The 17,561-nt window shown below is 40.9% G+C and carries 15 protein-coding genes and 4 tRNA genes; 10 read left to right on the forward strand and 9 right to left on the reverse strand.

Translation table 11 applies throughout. The annotated features are described in order from the left end of the window. The first annotated feature begins 7 nt into the window (after positions 1–7). Positions 8–1,318, forward strand: a complete 1,311-nt coding sequence (murD, locus tag DS2_RS05415) for a UDP-N-acetylmuramoyl-L-alanine--D-glutamate ligase (RefSeq protein ID WP_035013659.1) — start codon at positions 8–10, stop codon at positions 1,316–1,318. 50 nt (positions 1,319–1,368) lie between these two features. Here murD and DS2_RS05420 read toward each other — a convergent pair whose 3' ends face one another. Beyond that, a complete protein-coding gene (locus tag DS2_RS05420) occupies positions 1,369–1,815 on the reverse strand; it encodes an NUDIX hydrolase (RefSeq protein WP_035013660.1) in 447 nt (148 codons plus the stop codon). 25 nt (positions 1,816–1,840) lie between these two features. Further along, on the reverse strand, positions 1,841–4,954 hold the full coding sequence (locus DS2_RS05425) for an SNF2-related protein (RefSeq protein WP_035013661.1): 3,114 nt from the start codon (positions 4,952–4,954) through the stop codon (positions 1,841–1,843). A gap of 173 nt (positions 4,955–5,127) precedes the next feature. On the opposite strand from DS2_RS05425, the gene srmB reads away from it, so the two are divergent. After that, the gene (srmB, locus tag DS2_RS05430; protein WP_035013758.1) at positions 5,128–6,375 is read left to right on the forward strand and encodes an ATP-dependent RNA helicase SrmB; all 1,248 of its coding nucleotides are present in this window, start codon (positions 5,128–5,130) and stop codon (positions 6,373–6,375) included. Between the two features lie 91 nt (positions 6,376–6,466). On the opposite strand, the gene DS2_RS05435 is transcribed toward srmB, so the two are convergent. Next, complete coding sequence (locus tag DS2_RS05435; RefSeq protein ID WP_035013662.1) at positions 6,467–7,747, reverse strand: ammonium transporter; 1,281 nt, start codon at positions 7,745–7,747, stop codon at positions 6,467–6,469. 45 nt (positions 7,748–7,792) lie between these two features. After that, positions 7,793–8,131, reverse strand: coding sequence for a P-II family nitrogen regulator (locus DS2_RS05440; protein WP_035013663.1), 339 nt, complete (start codon positions 8,129–8,131; stop codon positions 7,793–7,795). Positions 8,132–8,443: 312 nt separating this feature from the next. Here DS2_RS05440 and acs point away from each other — a divergent pair, with 312 nt between their 5' ends. Continuing rightward, positions 8,444–10,387 (forward strand): acetate--CoA ligase, encoded by a 1,944-nt coding sequence (acs, locus tag DS2_RS05445; RefSeq protein ID WP_035013664.1) that lies wholly within the window; start codon positions 8,444–8,446, stop codon positions 10,385–10,387. Between the two features lie 47 nt (positions 10,388–10,434). Here acs and DS2_RS05450 read toward each other — a convergent pair whose 3' ends face one another. Beyond that, positions 10,435–10,971, reverse strand: a complete 537-nt coding sequence (locus DS2_RS05450; RefSeq protein ID WP_235188550.1) for a hypothetical protein — start codon at positions 10,969–10,971, stop codon at positions 10,435–10,437. Between the two features lie 379 nt (positions 10,972–11,350). Here DS2_RS05450 and DS2_RS05455 point away from each other — a divergent pair. The 7 genes from DS2_RS05455 (at position 11,351) to DS2_RS05485 (ending at position 15,373) form a co-directional block, all read left to right on the forward strand. Then, a tRNA-Ser gene (locus DS2_RS05455) sits at positions 11,351–11,443 on the forward strand. 20 nt (positions 11,444–11,463) lie between these two features. Further along, a tRNA-Arg gene (locus DS2_RS05460) sits at positions 11,464–11,540 on the forward strand. Positions 11,541–11,565: 25 nt separating this feature from the next. Further along, positions 11,566–11,642 (forward strand) — tRNA-Arg (locus tag DS2_RS05465). A gap of 25 nt (positions 11,643–11,667) precedes the next feature. Then, positions 11,668–11,744, forward strand: a tRNA-Arg gene (locus DS2_RS05470). A 426-nt stretch (positions 11,745–12,170) separates the two neighbouring features. After that, complete coding sequence (locus DS2_RS05475) at positions 12,171–12,434, forward strand: oxaloacetate decarboxylase subunit gamma (protein ID WP_035013666.1); 264 nt, start codon at positions 12,171–12,173, stop codon at positions 12,432–12,434. A 14-nt stretch (positions 12,435–12,448) separates the two neighbouring features. Continuing rightward, entirely contained in the window at positions 12,449–14,230 is a 1,782-nt protein-coding gene (gene oadA, locus DS2_RS05480) for a sodium-extruding oxaloacetate decarboxylase subunit alpha (RefSeq protein WP_035013667.1), read from the forward strand. Between the two features lie 9 nt (positions 14,231–14,239). Beyond that, entirely contained in the window at positions 14,240–15,373 is a 1,134-nt protein-coding gene (locus DS2_RS05485) for a sodium ion-translocating decarboxylase subunit beta (RefSeq protein ID WP_035013668.1), read from the forward strand. A gap of 88 nt (positions 15,374–15,461) precedes the next feature. Here DS2_RS05485 and DS2_RS05490 read toward each other — a convergent pair whose 3' ends face one another. The 4 genes from DS2_RS05490 to DS2_RS05500 form a co-directional block, all read right to left on the reverse strand. Further along, positions 15,462–16,448, reverse strand: coding sequence for a hydrolase (locus DS2_RS05490; protein ID WP_035013669.1), 987 nt, complete (start codon positions 16,446–16,448; stop codon positions 15,462–15,464). Between the two features lie 5 nt (positions 16,449–16,453). Then, the gene (locus DS2_RS05495; RefSeq protein ID WP_035013670.1) at positions 16,454–16,867 is read right to left on the reverse strand and encodes a YacL family protein; all 414 of its coding nucleotides are present in this window, start codon (positions 16,865–16,867) and stop codon (positions 16,454–16,456) included. A 78-nt stretch (positions 16,868–16,945) separates the two neighbouring features. Continuing rightward, positions 16,946–17,077, reverse strand: coding sequence for a DUF3149 domain-containing protein (locus DS2_RS21030; RefSeq protein ID WP_419177433.1), 132 nt, complete (start codon positions 17,075–17,077; stop codon positions 16,946–16,948). Positions 17,078–17,234: 157 nt separating this feature from the next. Continuing rightward, positions 17,235–17,552 (reverse strand): hypothetical protein, encoded by a 318-nt coding sequence (locus DS2_RS05500; protein ID WP_035013671.1) that lies wholly within the window; start codon positions 17,550–17,552, stop codon positions 17,235–17,237. Between the last annotated feature and the right edge of the window lie 9 nt (positions 17,553–17,561).

Genomic DNA, 17,561 nt, shown 5'->3' on the forward strand with positions numbered 1-17,561 from the left:
CAATTTAATGAGCGAATATTTAATTTGGGGTTTTGGCGTTGAAGGAAAAAGTGCGGCTGATTACCTAGTTAAACAGCAGCAAACTTTTAGCTTATTAACGGATAATTTTGACCAAACCACAGATAATTATGCCAAGCAAAATGCAATCAAATACTTTTATGGTGAAGAGGGTATTCAGCAGGCAATAAATCAGCGATTTAAGTATGTAATTAAAAGTCCTGGTATCAGTTTGTATCGTCCAGAGGTTCAGGCGTTTAAACAAGCGGGCAGCAAAATTACCTCAACGACCCAAATGTGGTTTGAAGCGCACCCAAATGCCAAAACCATTGTAGTGACTGGCACTAAAGGCAAAAGCACCACGGCGAGTTTACTGCATTACTTGTTTAATTTATTCGATGTGGACAATGAGCTTGCGGGTAACTTAGGTCGGGCTATATTAGAAGTTACCCCTGTTGCGAATAGTTGGACTATTTTAGAGTTGTCGTCTTATCAATTGGCTGATTTACATAGTCAAGTAGATGTATTTTTATTGCTTAATTTATTTCAAGAGCATGTACCTTGGCATCAAACAGCCGAACAATATTATTTAGATAAAACCCAGCTAGCACGTGATAGTTTGGCTGATGTCGTGGTATATAACGCCCAATCCAATTTATCTGCTCAATATCTGGGGCTGGATGAGTTATCACATGGTGTAAGTAAAGTTGCGTTTGCAGATGAGTCAGGATTTTATATTAAAGATGACGCGCTCTATTTCAAAGGTGAAGAATTAACGCATAACTTTAGGCTTAAAGGTCAGCATAATTTGAAAAATTTAGCCGCCTGCTTAGCCATTGTGAATTCTCTAAAACTTGATTGGCGACCGGTATTAACTCACCTGAGTGGTTTCACAGCACTTGAGCATAGGTTACAAGAGGTACAGGGCACGAATTCTGTATTGTATGTAAACGATAGTATTTCCACCACACCAGACTCCACTTTATGTGCGCTTGATTGTTATAAAAATCAAGAGATCAATTTAATTTTAGGTGGGGCTGAGCGCAGCCAAAATTATGCCGAGTTAGTTGCAGCGCTAGATAACTATCAACTGAATAAAATTCTATTGTTAGGCGAAACAGGTAAACGCATATATCGCCAATTGCCCTCAAATTTAGCCTGCAAAGCGCAATATTTTGACCATATGGCTGTCGGCATGGCATGGATCAATCAGCATGCTAAAGCAGGTCAGGTGGTTTTGTTGTCGCCTGCAGCGCCTAGCTTTGGTGAATTTGTTAACTTTGCCGAACGCGGCAATTTGTTTTTGTCGTTCTCTCGTTAATTGGACTTCGGATTTTTAGTGGGAACGACAAATATGCAGCTAAAAGAGCCTTATCCTAGCTCGTGGATGGGGGCTTGGTGTTTGAGATATTCGACAATACCCGACGGATAGAGTATTTTTTTACCATTGAGAAAGTCTTCTATGTTAACCCATTTAGCAATAAAACTCGTACCCTCTTCGTTGCACTGAATGTTATCCTGTTGGTAAATTTGTTTGTCTTTAAATTTAGCAGACAACAATAAAACGATTTGATGGCCAGCTATGCCATTAAAAGTGAATAAATTCTCAAAGGTTGTCAGGTAGCTGCCGACTTCAATCTCTGTTTGCATTTCTTCTTGAAACTCGCGAATAACAGTTTGTTGCGCTGTTTCTCCAAATTCAATACCGCCACCGAGTGGGCGATAAAAAGTTTCATTTTTAACTTCGTCTACACCTTCAGCAACAAAAATTTTCCCTTGGTGTTCAATTAGGCAAATTGCGATATTTCTTATATTCATTATTGTCTTATTTTTATAGGGTCAATTAAGCTGTTTTAAACAGTTCTAATAAACCGTCTGCGGTTAAATCTTTCACTGAATCCACTTGTTCTTTTGCAAACATACTTTGATTTAGGTGCTTTTTATTTTCTTGCATCAGTAGCACTTTTTCTTCAATGGTATTTTCGCAAATTAGCTTATATACAAACACTGGTTTTTTCTGGCCGATACGATAGGCTCGATCACTCGCTTGCGCTTCTGCTGCTGGGTTCCACCATGGGTCGTAATGAATAACTGTATCAGCAGCGGTTAAGTTTAAGCCAGTCCCACCCGCTTTGAGCGAGATTAAAAACACTGAAACTTCACCATTTTGAAAAGCGTCGATTTGTGTTTGGCGATCGCGCGTTTCACCAGTCAGTTTAGAATGCTCTATACCTAGTTCTGTGAGTTTGCCTGAGATAATATGCAGCATTTTGGCAAACTGCGAGAATATTAATATCTTGCGGCCTTCTTCTAACATTTCTGGCACAACATCAATTAAATACTCAAGTTTGGCGCTTTGCTCAATTTGCTGAGTGCTTTCTAAATCTAATAACTGTGGTGCACAACATATCTGCCTAAGTTTTAATAGTGCATCTAGGCACTCTAGGTGGCTCTTCGCCAAACCTTTAATTTTAAGAATATTGCGTACTTTATCTTCCATGCTGGCACGGATTGCTTCGTATAAAACGCGTTGCTCATTTTCAAGCGAAATGTGTTTAATGATTTCTGTTTTTTTCGGCAGCTCTTTCGCCACTTCTTCTTTTTTACGCCGTAATACAAACGGATGAATTTTACTGTGTAATCGGTTTTGCGTTTCTTTATCTCTCAATTGCTCGATGGGTTTTCGATACTCTTTGCTAAATTTATTTAGAGTACCTAAGAAACCCGGCATTAAGAAATCAAATAATGACCACAATTCGCCTAAGTGGTTCTCGATTGGGGTGCCGCTCAAACATAGCCTTTGATGAGACACGAGCTGTTTAATGTTTTGGGTCATTTGCGCGCGCGGATTCTTAATATTTTGTGCTTCATCTAACACTATCAAGCTGTACTCGTGCGCGAGCAAATATTCAAAATCTCGATTGACCAAAGGGTAGGTGGTTATAACCACTTGGTATGATTCAATGTCGTCCAAGACTTTTTGTCGGTTTTGCCCGTAAGCCGCTGTTACGTTTAGCTCTGGTGTAAACTTATTTGCTTCGTTTAGCCAGTTACCGACTAAACTTGTTGGGCATATCACAAGTGTGGGCTTATCTAGCTTATTTTGTAGCCGCATAGACTCCAGCAGACATAATGTTTGTAAGGTTTTTCCCAAACCCATGTCATCGGCCAATATTCCACCAAAATTATATTCAAATAAAAAGCTTAACCAATTTAACCCTTGTTGCTGGTATGGGCGTAATTGGGCATTAACCGTTGTAGGGACTTGTATATCTTTAATACCGTCAAAACTTTCCAACAACTGTGCGAGCTTGCGTACGTGTTGCCCACCAATACAGGAATTAATTTCAGGAATTTGGTTAAGAATATGCGCTTGACGATTAGAAAATTTAGCCTGTTTATTGTTGGCTTCTTGTAAAATTGCCAGCACAGGCTTGAGTGATTCGATGTCTACCTTAATAAACTGATGGCGATTCAAGGCGATTTTAACTCTACCTGTTTGATTCTTCCAATTCTCAGTTTGTTTCAGCCAATTAATCAGCACTGGAATTAAATCAATTTTTTGCCCATCAAAATCAATTTTTAAACCCAGCTTAAACCAATCGTGGCTTTCACTAATTTGATATTCAAAGCTTGGGTCTTGGATAACATTAATTGGCTGAACACCTGGTTCAAATTCTATTTTCCACCCTTGAGACAACAATAGTGGGAACACCTCTTCAAATATGTTCAACCAAAATTGGTCGTAACGAACGCCAATTTCACTGTTGTAGAAAAATTCAAAGTCTTGGCTGGTTGAGCTCCCTTTAGTATGAGCAAAACCATAGGACTCTAATAAGTAAAATGCTTTGCGTTCAATTGAAGGGGTACGTTGAATTTGAATAATTTTATCTTGGCGTTGCAATTGCACAAATGGCGCACTGATTAAGCTCATCGGAATTTCATGGTCACCATATTGCAGACGCAATTTAGCAATATAGCCAGCTTCATTTAAACCGATTCTTAAGATAGGTGTCAGTTTTTCTTCTACAACTTCAATCTCTTGTTGCAAAGGTAAAACAATCGAGCATTCAGGCCAGTATGTATTCTGCCATACTGAGAAATCTAATAACTCACTTTTGTCTAGCTCTGGCAGGTGTGCCAATGCAGATAAATTAAACCCAGTAAGGTTGTGTTCTATAATGCCCATGGTGCCTTTTTGGGGGTCAATATACCAAGGGGTTTCGCTGGCAATTAAAAACCAGCGTTCACATTTATCCAGTTGCATTTGCAACTTATGTTTGCCGTCTGGCTGTTTTTTCCACTGCAAATTGAGCTTGCGTGGCGCACCATATTGCAAAGGCTTTGATTTATGGCTTTGCCAATAACAGCGCTTTGATTCGAGTAGCAGTGGTAATGCATCGCTTGCATTTTTACCAATTAATAACCTTTGCGTAGAGGTTTTTTCTCCAACTTGGTGGTTGAGCACTTTTAATATTTCAGCATCTTCAGCATTTGCTTTGCCATTGATGGATTGTAGTTGCAATTGAATTTGGGTAAAGCCACTGTTTGGTTCAACAATTGGCGCGAGAACAAAGTTCAACAAAGCATCAGAATGCGCGATTAATTTTGCAAAATAACCATTGTTCCAATCGGGTTGTTTATGCAATTTTTCTTGCCACTGTAAAAATGCGCTAACGGGCGAACGGCTAATCAAGTTTGCAGCTTCAGCGGCTATCAATACCGCGACCGCGTGCTCGCAACTACCACTGTTGTCACATGAACACAGTGACGACAGGTCTGCTTTATCTATCGCGACTCTATACAACTGGCTGCGTGTTTCTACTACACCAGTTACAGTATTTAGTGAGGAAATAGGTTTAAGTTTTTTAACCTGATCTTGCAGATAAAAATTTAATCCCTTTTGATAGGTGGTTTCTCCAAACTGTTCAACCAACTCTGCGTCATATACATTCATCAATACTAAACCTGCTTGTCCGGGTTAAAATTATGCGCCATCAGCCAGTCTACCAAACAAATCTAATAATTTGACCTATTTAATGATAAATTCATTTAAAAAAATCACCTTTACTTTACTTAAGGGTCGGAAGGGTTAGAATGTGCAGCCCTATGTGACTGTGGATGATAATTGTGAATTTTGCTGATTTAGAACTAGACCAAAGCCTATTAACGGCGATTGAACAACAGGGTTATGCTCGTCCCACCGTTATTCAAACTCTAGCGATAGAGCCTGCACTTGAAGGTAAAGATATTTTAGCCAGTGCCCCGACAGGCACAGGTAAAACCGCGGCTTTTGTTTTGCCAGCTCTTCAGCACATACTAGATTTTCCCCGCCAACGGCAAAATAATGGCGTTCGAATATTAATCCTCTCGCCAACACGTGAATTAGCTGAGCAAACCTTTAAAGTTGTGCGTCAGTTAAGCCAATTTACTGAAGTGACTAGCCGTTTAATTACCGGTGGTATTAATTATGGTAAACATAAAGAAATATCCGAAGGTAGCGTAGATATTGTGGTCGCAACACCAGGTCGATTGCTTGAATATATTGAGGATGAATCGTTCGATTGTCGAGATATCGAATGGTTAGTATTGGATGAAGCTGATCGCATGCTAGATATGGGGTTTGGCCCGACTATGATGCGCGTCAGCGGAGAAGCTCGTTGGCGTAAACAAAGTTTGTTATTTTCAGCAACTCTAGAAGGTGAAGGGGTTGAGCGCTTTGCTAAGCAGGTTTTGAAAGATCCTGTGATGGTCGAAGCCGATTCACCGCGCCGTGAAAAAGCAAAAATTCATCAATGGATTCATTTAGCTGACTCTCGACCTCATAAGTTAGAATTGTTGGTTCATTGGTTGGCTAGAGAAGAAGTCACAAAGTCTGTTGTATTTGTAAAGACGCGCGAGCGAGTAGCCGAACTAAGCGGACAACTCACAACAGCTCAATTACCTTGTTGTTGGTTACAGGGCGAAATGCCGCAAGACAAGCGACAAAAAGCGATAAAAGCATTTTCATCTGGACATAAAAAAATATTGGTAGCGACTGATGTTGCGGCACGAGGTTTAGATGTAGCAGATGTTAGCCATGTATTTAACTTTGATATGCCTCGTACAGCCGATGTGTATGTGCACAGAATCGGGCGTACAGGACGTGCGGGTAAAAAAGGCACGGCGATTAGCTTAGTAGAAGCGCATGATATGGAAATATTGGGCAAGGTTGAAAGGTATATTCAAGAGAAGTTACCGCGTCGTGTTGTTGAAGGTTTAGAGCCTCAAAACCGTGAAGCTAAGATACCGTCAAAGAAACCCAAGAAAAAAGTACGTGGTTTGTTGAAGAAAAAACAACAGAAAGCTAAACAGAAGAAGCGGGCTAAAAAAGCTTAGTGACTTACATAAGCGCTAAACAAGGATAAACAGGCCCTAGGTAAACGATCCGGAGAGACGGGGAGTACTCACCGGACCGTTCTGGCTAAATTTATAGATTGTACCCACGCTCTTCGTGGCTGGTAATATCTAGACCTTGAACCTCTTTTTCATGATCCACACGTATACCTTTGGTAATCATGCTAACCACTTTGAGTAAAACAAAACTAACCACTGCAGTGTAAGCAAGCGTTGCAAGTATACCAATGGTTTGAACACCAAGCTGCTGGCCTATGCTAGTATTGTCACCACCAAAACCATAACCACTAAATATTCCTAATTCGGTCGAACAGAAAATACCAGCCAAGAAAGTACCTAAAATACCGCCTACGCCATGCACTGGGAACACATCTAAAGAATCATCAATTTTCCACTTTTGCTTAATTAAATTTGTAGCATAAAAACAAACAATACCTGCGGTTATACCAATGACCAATGATGCCGCAGGGCCGACATAACCTGAAGCAGGTGTAATAGTACCTAAACCGGCAACCATACCAGTAACAATACCCAAGACTGACGGTTTACCGTATTTAGCCCATTCTAAACCTGCCCAAGTTAACGCACCTGCAGCTGCAGAAATATGGGTAACTAAAATGGCCATAGCAGCATCACCACTTGCAGTTAAAGCACTACCACCATTAAAGCCGTACCAGCCAACCCATAGCATGCCAGCGCCTGCGACAGTCATGGTTAAGTTATGTGGGATCATAGAAGCGCTGCCGTATCCATGACGGTTTTTAATAACAAGTGCGGCCACTAGAGCGCCGACACCAGCTGTGATATGAACAACGGTACCACCGGCAAAGTCGAGCAAGCCCATTTGTGCTAACCAGCCGCCGCCCCATACCCAATGGCAAACGGGTAAATAAACCAATATTAACCATGCGATAGAAAATAATAATACAGATGAAAACTTCATACGCTCGGCAAAACCGCCGACCATAAGGGCAGGGGTAATAATGGCGAAAGTCATTTGGAAGACGAAAAACAGGGGTTCAGGGATTGAGCCACTCAGGGTTTCTTTTCCAACACCTGATAAGAAGCTTTTAGAAAAATCGCCAATAAAGGCATTGCCTTCACCAAATGCTAGGCTATAACCAAAAGCTAACCAGACGATAGAAGCCAAACAGCCAATTGCAAAACATTGCATTAAAACCGATAAGACGTTTTTGCTGCGAACTAGTCCAGCATAAAAGAAAGATAGTCCAGGCAAGGTCATAAATAAAACTAATGCTGAGGCAGTTAAGATCCAGGCTGTGTCACCTGTGTCTAACCCTTCAGCAGAAGCAGTCAGAGGGAGTAAGAGCAAAAGTGCAATAATCGCTCGCATAATTAAAGTTTCCTAAGTGTTATTCCAACTAGGTTGGGGTCAGTGCTAAATAGCGTCAGGACCTTGTTCGCCTGTGCGGATGCGAACAACTTGGTTTACTGACGTAATAAAAATCTTGCCGTCGCCAATTTTGTTTGTCTTCGCAGCTTCAATAATCGTATCCACTACATTATCAACTCGCTCATCATCAATGACGATTTCTAGTTTGCATTTAACAACAAACTCAATTGAATATTCTGTACCACGGTAGAGCTCAACATGGCCTTTTTGTCGACCAAAACCTTTGACTTCACTAACCGTCATGCCTTTTACGTCGATTTCACTCAAGGCTGCTCTAACTTCTTCAAGTCTATGGGGTTTAATTATTGCTGTGATCTTTTTCATTTAACTATCCCAATTTTCTGCATTATTTTGCATTGGTTGTTCACTAAATCGGGGCGAAGGATAACAGAAAAAGCACCTTTGTGGATCAATTGTTACAAAAAAAGTGATGGGTTTGAACTCTTATGGGGCAAGTTTGGCTAAGAGTTTTTGAGTATGCTTTTTAATGGGGAGAAATGAATTGCAGTCGGCCATTTTGGTGTGTTACCAAGGGACACAAGTTCGGGTATTAACACTGTTCGAGTTAACAATGCCCCTGTTAAACTTTTTAAAAAAACGTTAAATTATAACTAAAACTATGACTACGGAGCTGATATGGATCAAAGTTACTTTGCGGTAGAATCGCAGTTTGCCGAAAACTGTTTGGTAGATAACGACAAATATCTGGAGATGTACCAATCTTCGATAGAAAATCCTCAACAATTTTGGGCGGAGCAAGGAAAAAGGTTAGATTGGATTAAACCTTATACTCAGATTAAAAATACCAGTTATGCGCCTGGTGATATTTCAATTAAATGGTATGAAGATGGCCAGTTAAATGCTTGTTATAATTGTATCGATCGACATTTACCTGAAAAAGCCAATCAAATAGCGCTGATATTCGAAGGTGATGAACCGTCGCAAAGCTATTCAATTACTTATCAACAATTACATGACAATGTTGCACGATTAGCCAATGGTTTAAAATCTTTGGGGGTAAGCAAAGGCGATAGCGTTGCTATTTATATGCCTATGGTATGTGAAGCTGTGTATGCCATGTTAGCTTGTGCACGAATCGGCGCGGTGCACTCTGTTATTTTTGGTGGCTTTTCGCCTAAAGCAATTGCAGATCGAATCGTAAACTGTAACGCCAAAGTCATTATAACTGCTGATGAAGCCAGAAGAGGCGGTAAAACCGTGCCGTTGAAAGCGAATGTCGACGAGGCGCTTAGCCGTGATGATGTCACTAGCATCACTAATTGTCTTGTATTCAAGAACACGGGGGCTCAAGTTGCGGTTAATTCATCTGTTGACGTGTGTGCTGAAGAACTGATGGCAAAAGTACCAGCTGACTGCCCACCAGAAGTCATGAACGCTGAAGATCCTTTATTTATTTTATATACCTCTGGGTCGACCGGCCAACCAAAAGGTGTCATGCATACAACAGGTGGTTATTTAGTTTATGCGTCTATGACGCATGAATATATATTTGACTATAAAGCTGGTGATGTTTATTGGTGTGCCGCGGATGTTGGTTGGATCACTGGGCATAGTTATGTGGTGTATGGTCCTTTAGCAAATGGCGCTACTCAAGTGATCTTTGAAGGGGTCCCAACTTACCCATCGGCTTCGCGTATCGGTGATGTAGTGGATAAACACCAAGTGAATATTTTATATACTGCACCAACTGCAATTCGTGCGTTAATGGCAAAAGGTGATAAGGCATATGCCACAAATAATCGTAATAGCTTGCGTATTTTAGGCAGTGTTGGTGAACCTATTAACCCGGAAGCTTGGGCTTGGTACTATCAGAATATAGGTAACGGCCAGTGCCCAATTATGGATACTTGGTGGCAAACGGAAACAGGCGGCATCATGATTACGCCATTACCAGGCGCCACAGGATTAAAACCAGGCTCTGCAACCCGACCATTTTTTGGTGTTAAACCTGCTTTAGTGGATTCTGAAGGTCAAATTTTGTCGGGCGCAGCCAGCGGGAATTTAGTTATCCTAGACTCATGGCCCGGGCAAGCACGTACCATTTATGGCGATCACCAGCGTTTCGAGCAAACCTACTTTAGTGCATATAAAAATATGTATTTCACCGGGGATGGTGCTCGCAGAGACGAAGATGGCTATTATTGGATTACTGGTCGTGTCGACGATGTATTAAATATCTCTGGCCATCGTTTGGGTACCGCTGAAATTGAAAGTGCTTTAGTGGCCCATCCAAGTGTCGCTGAAGCCGCAGTGGTTGGTTTCCCGCATGATATCAAAGGCCAAGCAATTTATGCTTATGTGACTCCAGTTGAAGGCACTGAGTTGTCCGAGACGTTAACAACAGAATTACGCAATTGGGTCAGAACAGACTTAAGCCCAATTGCTACGCCAGAGCTCATTCATTGGACTGCAGGTTTGCCAAAAACTCGTTCAGGTAAAATTATGCGTCGTATCTTACGTAAAATTGCGGCAAACGAGTTTGAGCAACTCGGTGATACCTCTACGCTTGCAGATCCAAGCGTGGTCGATGCTTTAATTGAAAATAGGCTGAACAAGTAGTCGAACATATAGCTTGCTGAGCAACTAAGCCAAACTCGCTGTTTGGCTTAGCGTTTGCTTAATGCTGTTAACATTAATACCCAGAAACACAACACCAAATTAAACAAAGGGATTTGTAAATTAGCAGGCATGGTATAGATAATGGAAACAGCAGGGATCCAAACCAACCAATTTGAAATTATCACGCTTGGCAATGTGGTGGTAAAGAATGTTTTGTTGGCGGCGATTAGTGTCTTTTTATAACTAAAGTTATTTTCCAACCATAAATAGCAGATTGTGATACTTGGCGCAGCCCACATTGCACTGTAAACAAATTGGTCCATAGCTGTTTTCTTAGCAATCGTTGCAAACGTATTGTCATAGCCAAACCAATATCCTTGTAGTTGGTAAAAGAAATCGACTTCAACGCCTTTAATACCCCAAAACAACAGATAGAAAGCGACCAGTTTACTGATGGGTAGCTGAGGCAGGGCTCGAATGCGGTACAGGTATAAAAAAGGGATCAATCCACCAAATAGCGCTGTTGCGACAAAAGTGTATCGCCAACCATATTGCACCTTTAATTGAGCGATTGTTTCAAACATAACTTGGCTACTAGGTTGATAAAAGTATAGCCATACAATGGCTAGCGCGAAAAGCTGCAGTATGATGCCTGGCAGCAAATTCTGTTTTAAAGCATGTTTGATTTCTCGAAATAGGGCGGGGCTGTTCATATTTATACGGCACTTTAATCGAATTGAGCACAGTTTATGTGTGTAGAGATAAATCTCAAGTATAGGAAGTGCTTATCAAGGTGAAATTTTATTGATACGATTTGGTTGAAAATTAATCTGTTTTAAGTCGTTTGCTGGGATATTAAACAAAAACTGTACAAAACTTGATGGTTCAGTAAAAAAACTTAAATTATTGCAGAAAAAGGTTTGACAATATTTTGAGAATCATTAATATGCGCCCCACGAAAACGGTGAGATGGCCGAGAGGCCGAAGGCGCTCCCCTGCTAAGGGAGTATAGGGTTTGTAGCCCTATCGAGGGTTCGAATCCCTCTCTCACCGCCATTTCGTAAATTTGAAAATGCGCGCGTGTAGCTCAGCTGGATAGAGTACCTGGCTACGAACCAGATGGTCGGAGGTTCGAATCCTTCCACGCGCGCCACTTTTCAAATATGCTTTCAAGATAAGCGCGTGTAGCTCAGCTGGATAGAGTACCTGGCTACGAACCAGATGGTCGGAGGTTCGAATCCTTCCACGCGCGCCACTTTTCAAATATGCTTTCAAGATAAGCGCGTGTAGCTCAGCTGGATAGAGTACCTGGCTACGAACCAGATGGTCGGAGGTTCGAATCCTTCCACGCGCGCCACTTCTCATGTTTCTTCATCCGGTTGATGTCATTAAATGAGCAGTGTTGAATAGATTGTGTAGGTGATAAGTTTATTTATACACCTTAGAACTGATTTAGAGTCAGTTCCAATTAAAAAACGCTGAATTTGTTTACAACCGAATCTGATATATTCCCAAACAAATTTAGCCTTGTACGAATTATAACCCGCGGATAAGTGTATCTTTTGCCCGTGATTATTGGGGTTGAGGCGGAAAATAAACAAAAAGTACTAAAAAAGTGGCTATGTTATGCTACTTTCAATTAAAATGGCGACAAAAGCTGTGCTTTTTGTTTATTTTCTTAACTTTAAACAACCCGTTTGACCAGCTTAAATAATTATGCTGGTTGAATATTGTACGGTAACTCGTTACCGTTGGGTTTAACTTAACTAACTTGAGACGATATATGGAAAACAATTTAAGCTCTGTATTGCTTGAAGCTGCAAACCTATTATTTATCGGTATGAGTGTTGTCTTCGTTTTTTTGGGGATTTTGATTTTTTTAATCAAATTGATGTCACATCTGTTCGCAGGTGAAATTCCAGCCCCTAACAAAGTGAATGTTCCTAACCGACCTTCAGTAAAGTCAACCGGCGCAAACCAAGACAAAAAAGTGGTTGCTGCTATTTCAGCTGCTGTCCACCAGTATCGTCAAGACAATAAACAGTAACCAGGAGAACCAACATGGCAAAACCACTTGCAATTACGGATGTGGTACTAAGAGATGCACACCAATCATTATTGGCGACGCGTTTTCGTTTAGACGACATGCTGCCTATCGCTGAAAAGCTGGATAAATTAGGCTACTGGTCGATTGAAAGTTGGGGTGGCGCAACTTTTGATTCTTGTATTCGTTACTTAGGTGAAGATCCATGGGATCGTATTCGCGAATTGAAAAAAGCGATGCCTAACACTAAACAACAAATGTTGTTACGTGGCCAAAACTTACTTGGTTACCGTCATTATGCTGATGATGTTGTCGAAAAATTTATTGAAAGAGCACACACCAATGGTGTTGATGTATTCAGAATCTTTGACGCAATGAACGATGTGCGTAATTTGCAAACAGCAATCAAATCAGCTATTCAAGTTGGTGCTCACGCTCAAGGTACACTTTCTTATACCGTTAGCCCTGTCCATACCATGGATATGTGGATTGATATGGCTCGTCAGTTAGAAGATATGGGTGTGCACTCAATCTTTATTAAAGATATGGCAGGCTTGTTGAAACCTTATGTTGTAGAAGAATTGGTTACACGTTTAAAAGAAACGGTTGATGTGCCAATTGCAATGCAATGTCATGCAACAACTGGTTTAAGTACTGCGACATATATGAAAGCAATTGATGCTGGTATCGATATGTTAGATACCGCTGTATCTTCTATGAGTATGACTTACGGTCACACCGCAACAGAAACCATAGTTTCTATTGTTGAAGGCACAGACCGTGATACAGGGATCGATTTAGCTGCAATGGAAGAAGTTGCAACTTACTTCCGTGAAGTTCGTAAAAAGTACGCTAAATTCGAAGGTGCACTTAAAGGTGTTGACGCTCGTATCTTAACCGCTCAAGTGCCTGGTGGCATGTTAACTAACATGGAAAACCAGTTAAAAGAGCAAGGTGCTGCAGACAAGTTAGATGACGTATTAAAAGAAATTCCGCGTGTTCGTGAAGATTTAGGTTTCATTCCTTTGGTTACACCAACTTCACAAATTGTTGGTACTCAAGCAGTATTAAATGTGTTAACTGGTGAACGCTACAAGTCGATTACTAAAGAGACTGCAGGTGTTTTAAAAGGCGAATACGGTGCAACCGCTGCGCCTGTAAATAAAGAACTACTTGAGCGAGTATTAGAAGGTGGTGAGGCAATTACTTGCCGTCCAGCTGATTTAATTGAGCCTGAGTTAGATAAGTTAACTGCAGAGTTAGATGGTTTAGCTAAAGAGAAATCTCTAAAATTGGCGGATGAAAAAATTGATGATGTATTAACTTACGCGTTGTTCCCGCAAATTGGCTTAAAATTCATTGAGAATCGTAATAACCCTGATGCTTTTGAGCCAGTGCCTACAGCTGAAGAAACTAAATCTGCAAAACCAACGCCTGCTGTTGCACAAACAGGTCCAGCTTCATACAGCGTGCGTGTTGACGGTAAGGTATATGAAGTAGACGTTGCTCCAAGCGGAGAGATTAAAGACATTAAATCTGTTGGTGGCAGTGACGAATCTGTTCCTCAGTCAACTTCTGTTTCTGGTGCTGAAACGTTAAATGCTCCATTATCAGGTAATATTTTCAAAGTGAATGTAAATCCAGGCGATCAAGTTGCGGCAGGCGATGTAGTTATCGTTATGGAAGCGATGAAAATGGAAACTGAAATCCGTGCAGCAAAAGACGGTGAAGTTGTTTCTGTTCATGTTAAAACGGGCGACTCAGTTCAATCTGGCGACCCAATGATTAGCCTTGCATAAGGAATTACGATGGAAGGTTTAGCGACTCTTTGGGCTTCAACTGGTATTGCCAATTTCCATTGGCAACAGTTGATTATGATTGCAGTTGGCTTTGGTCTATTGTACCTAGCTATTTCTAAAAAGTTTGAGCCGTTATTATTGTTGCCGATTGGTTTTGGTGCAGTATTAACCAATATCCCTGTAGCTGGATTTAGTGATCCAGGTGGGGTGTTGTACTATGTTTATAAAATTGGTATCGATACTGGTGTATTCCCACTGCTGATATTTATGGGCGTAGGTGCAATGACAGATTTTGGTGCGCTAATAGCAAACCCTAAAATGTTATTGCTAGGTGCGGCGGCACAAGCTGGTATTTTTGCAACTTTATTTGGTGCAATCTTACTCAACGTAATTCCTGGTTTTGATTTTACTTTGGCGGATGCGTCAGCTATCGCGATTATTGGCGGTGCGGATGGCCCTACGGCGATATTCTTAGCATCGCGGCTTGCACCAGATTTACTCGGTGCAATTGCAGTGGCAGCGTATTCTTATATGGCTTTAGTGCCAATTATTCAGCCGCCTATTATGAAAGCATTAACCAACAAAGAAGAACGTAAGATTGTGATGGAGCAGTTACGTCCTGTATCACAACGTGAAAAGATTATTTTCCCGTTAATGGTATTAACCATTGGTTTATTGTTACTTCCTGAAGCAACCCCATTAGTTGGTATGTTCTGTTTAGGTAACTTGATGCGTGAATGTGGTGTAGTTGACCGCTTAAGCAAAACTGCTCAAAACGAATTGATTAATATCGTGACCATTTTCTTAGGTCTAGCAGTTGGTTCTAAATTATCTGCAGAAGCTTTCTTAACCGTAGAAACTCTCGGTATTTTAGCGCTTGGTGCGGTTGCATTTGGTATTGGTACCGCTTGTGGTGTACTTATGGCTAAATTGATGAGCAAATTATCTGGCGGTAAGATTAATCCATTAATCGGTGCAGCTGGGGTATCTGCTGTACCTATGGCGGCTCGTGTAGTTAATAAAGTAGGTTTAGAATCTAATCCGCATAACTTCTTGCTAATGCATGCAATGGGGCCTAATGTGGCTGGTGTACTAGGTTCAGCAGTCGCTGCTGGTATCTTGTTAGCCCTAGTTGGTGGTTAATCACGTAATGGTTAGATAAGATTTAAAAAACCCGCTTCGGCGGGTTTTTTGTTAGTGAGAAAAATATCCTTAAATAGAAGGTACAAACTTAATACACATGATTGTGAATGAACTGCAGTGCACGTTGTTCCATCCAGTAATTGCCTTTAAATAACTTATTCCCACCGACGTAGCCAACATGGCCACCTTTGTTGCTTACTTCGACCGTTACCTTATGTGACAAGTCATTCGTTGTGGGTATGCATGAATCACACAAGAAAGGATCATCTTTGGCTTGTAAGATTAATAAAGGCCTCTCAACATCTTTTAAAAATTGCATGCCAGCTGAGCGCCTGTAGTAATCTTCTGCATCTTTAAATCCGTGCAAGGGCGCTGTAATTAAATCATCAAATTGCCATAAGGTTTTTATATTCCGAAAGCTATGTGCGTCAATTTTAAGGTACTGGCTGATATCGACTCGTTGCATTTTCCGCGCAATATTATCCATCATCATATCTAATAGATATTTTTGATAGATTTTTGATGTGCCTTTCATAATGTATTGGCAACTGGCAGACAAATTAAGTGGCGGACAAATGGCGACACTTGCTTTGAACGGATTATAGCTACCTTGCTCACCCGCATATTTGCACAAGACGTTTCCACCTAAGGAAAAGCCAATTGCAAATAAAGCACTGTTTGGGTATTGAGTATGCAAATAATTGGCAATATAGCTTAGATCAGAAGTTTCTCCAGAGTGGTAAGCTCGTGGTAGACGATTTGCTATACCACCACAGGAACGAAAATGGAGCAAAACACCTAGGTCACCTTTATCTCGTATCGCGTTGAGCATACCTCTGGCATAAGTGCTGTTAATCGAGCCTTCAAGGCCATGCAGGACTAAAACGATATTTCTGTTTTCATCTGCTTTTGGCAATTCGGTCCAGTGCAGATCTAAGAAGTCACCATCTGGTAATTCAAGTCTTTGTGTGCTGGTTGGACACTTGAGTTTGCGTCTTTCTATTTTTTGCCATATCGTTTGCATATGACGGTTGCGCAACCACCAAGCGGGTTTAAAATGGCTTTCAATTATCATAAGGCTTAGTCTTCACTGATAAAGTTTAACCAAGCCTTCAATGCTTGTTTAAAGTCAACTAAACCACAGCCACACAACAGCGCATCATCACTTAATGTTGGCACATTTTGTTCTGGCGTTTCATCGTCTTCGCTATCATCAGCAACGGCATGGTTTGGGTAAGCTTGAGCGTTTAACGGCTTTGCGTTATCCATTAGTTGGACTTCAGATTGCTCTAAAATTAATTGATGGGTTTTACCTTGAACAAGATGTTGCTGAATTTCCTTTCGCTCTAGTCGAATAATAATGTTGAGTACTTCAGCAATTTTATGCTTGTTAGTTGAAAATTCGTCGGTAAACCAATAACCAAAACTTTCTTGTTCACTTGAAAACTCGGCTGTGTAAACGCCGTTTGCATCTCTAAAAAAGTCGAATTCCACTTAACTTCACCTCAATAATATCTCCGGAAGTGGAATTTACCACAACCGGAACATTATTGTCGCGAAATTAGTAAAGACTTATTCTATGGGTGGCTTGGCATTTTTGATATTTGTGACAATAAGCCAGACATAATAGCTGCACAGGCCTAAAACCACAGCTAGACCAAGTAAAGAACCCCACACGACTGGATCACTCATTATATTGTTCATAATAACCTCCGACTCTTAATACACTTTTAGTATAGGAACAAGTTGAGTTGGGTTATTTGCTGTAGATCAATAAATAGGGCAAATTGACCTTTTTGGTATATTTTTGCAGAAATTTGTATGCTCCAACCCAAACGGCTATCGACAAAGCTCAACAGGCTTAGACTTTTTTCGAAGAGTGTGTTTGTTGCCAGCCATTATGTAGTTTGACGAGTAGTTTTTGACAAGCTGAGTAATTTGATTGTTCGGCTAAACCAAGCAGTTGGCTATAGAATTTTGTAGACTGTTCGGCAAACTCGGGCCAAATAGTTTTATCTATTGAGTTGTGGAGTAACAAGATGACCTTGATTAACTTGGGCTGATTGTGTTGTTGGCAAGCTTGAATGCCATTTTCGATCGTCACGAGCAACCGTTTGACTGCAGGATCTGCAGTCAATTGGTTGAGTTGGTATGCATTAATAGCATGCGGTTTTTCCACCAAAGTGAA

This window comes from Catenovulum agarivorans DS-2 (assembly GCF_000568405.1).
GTDB classification, from domain to species: Bacteria; Pseudomonadota; Gammaproteobacteria; order Enterobacterales; family Alteromonadaceae; genus Catenovulum; species Catenovulum agarivorans_A.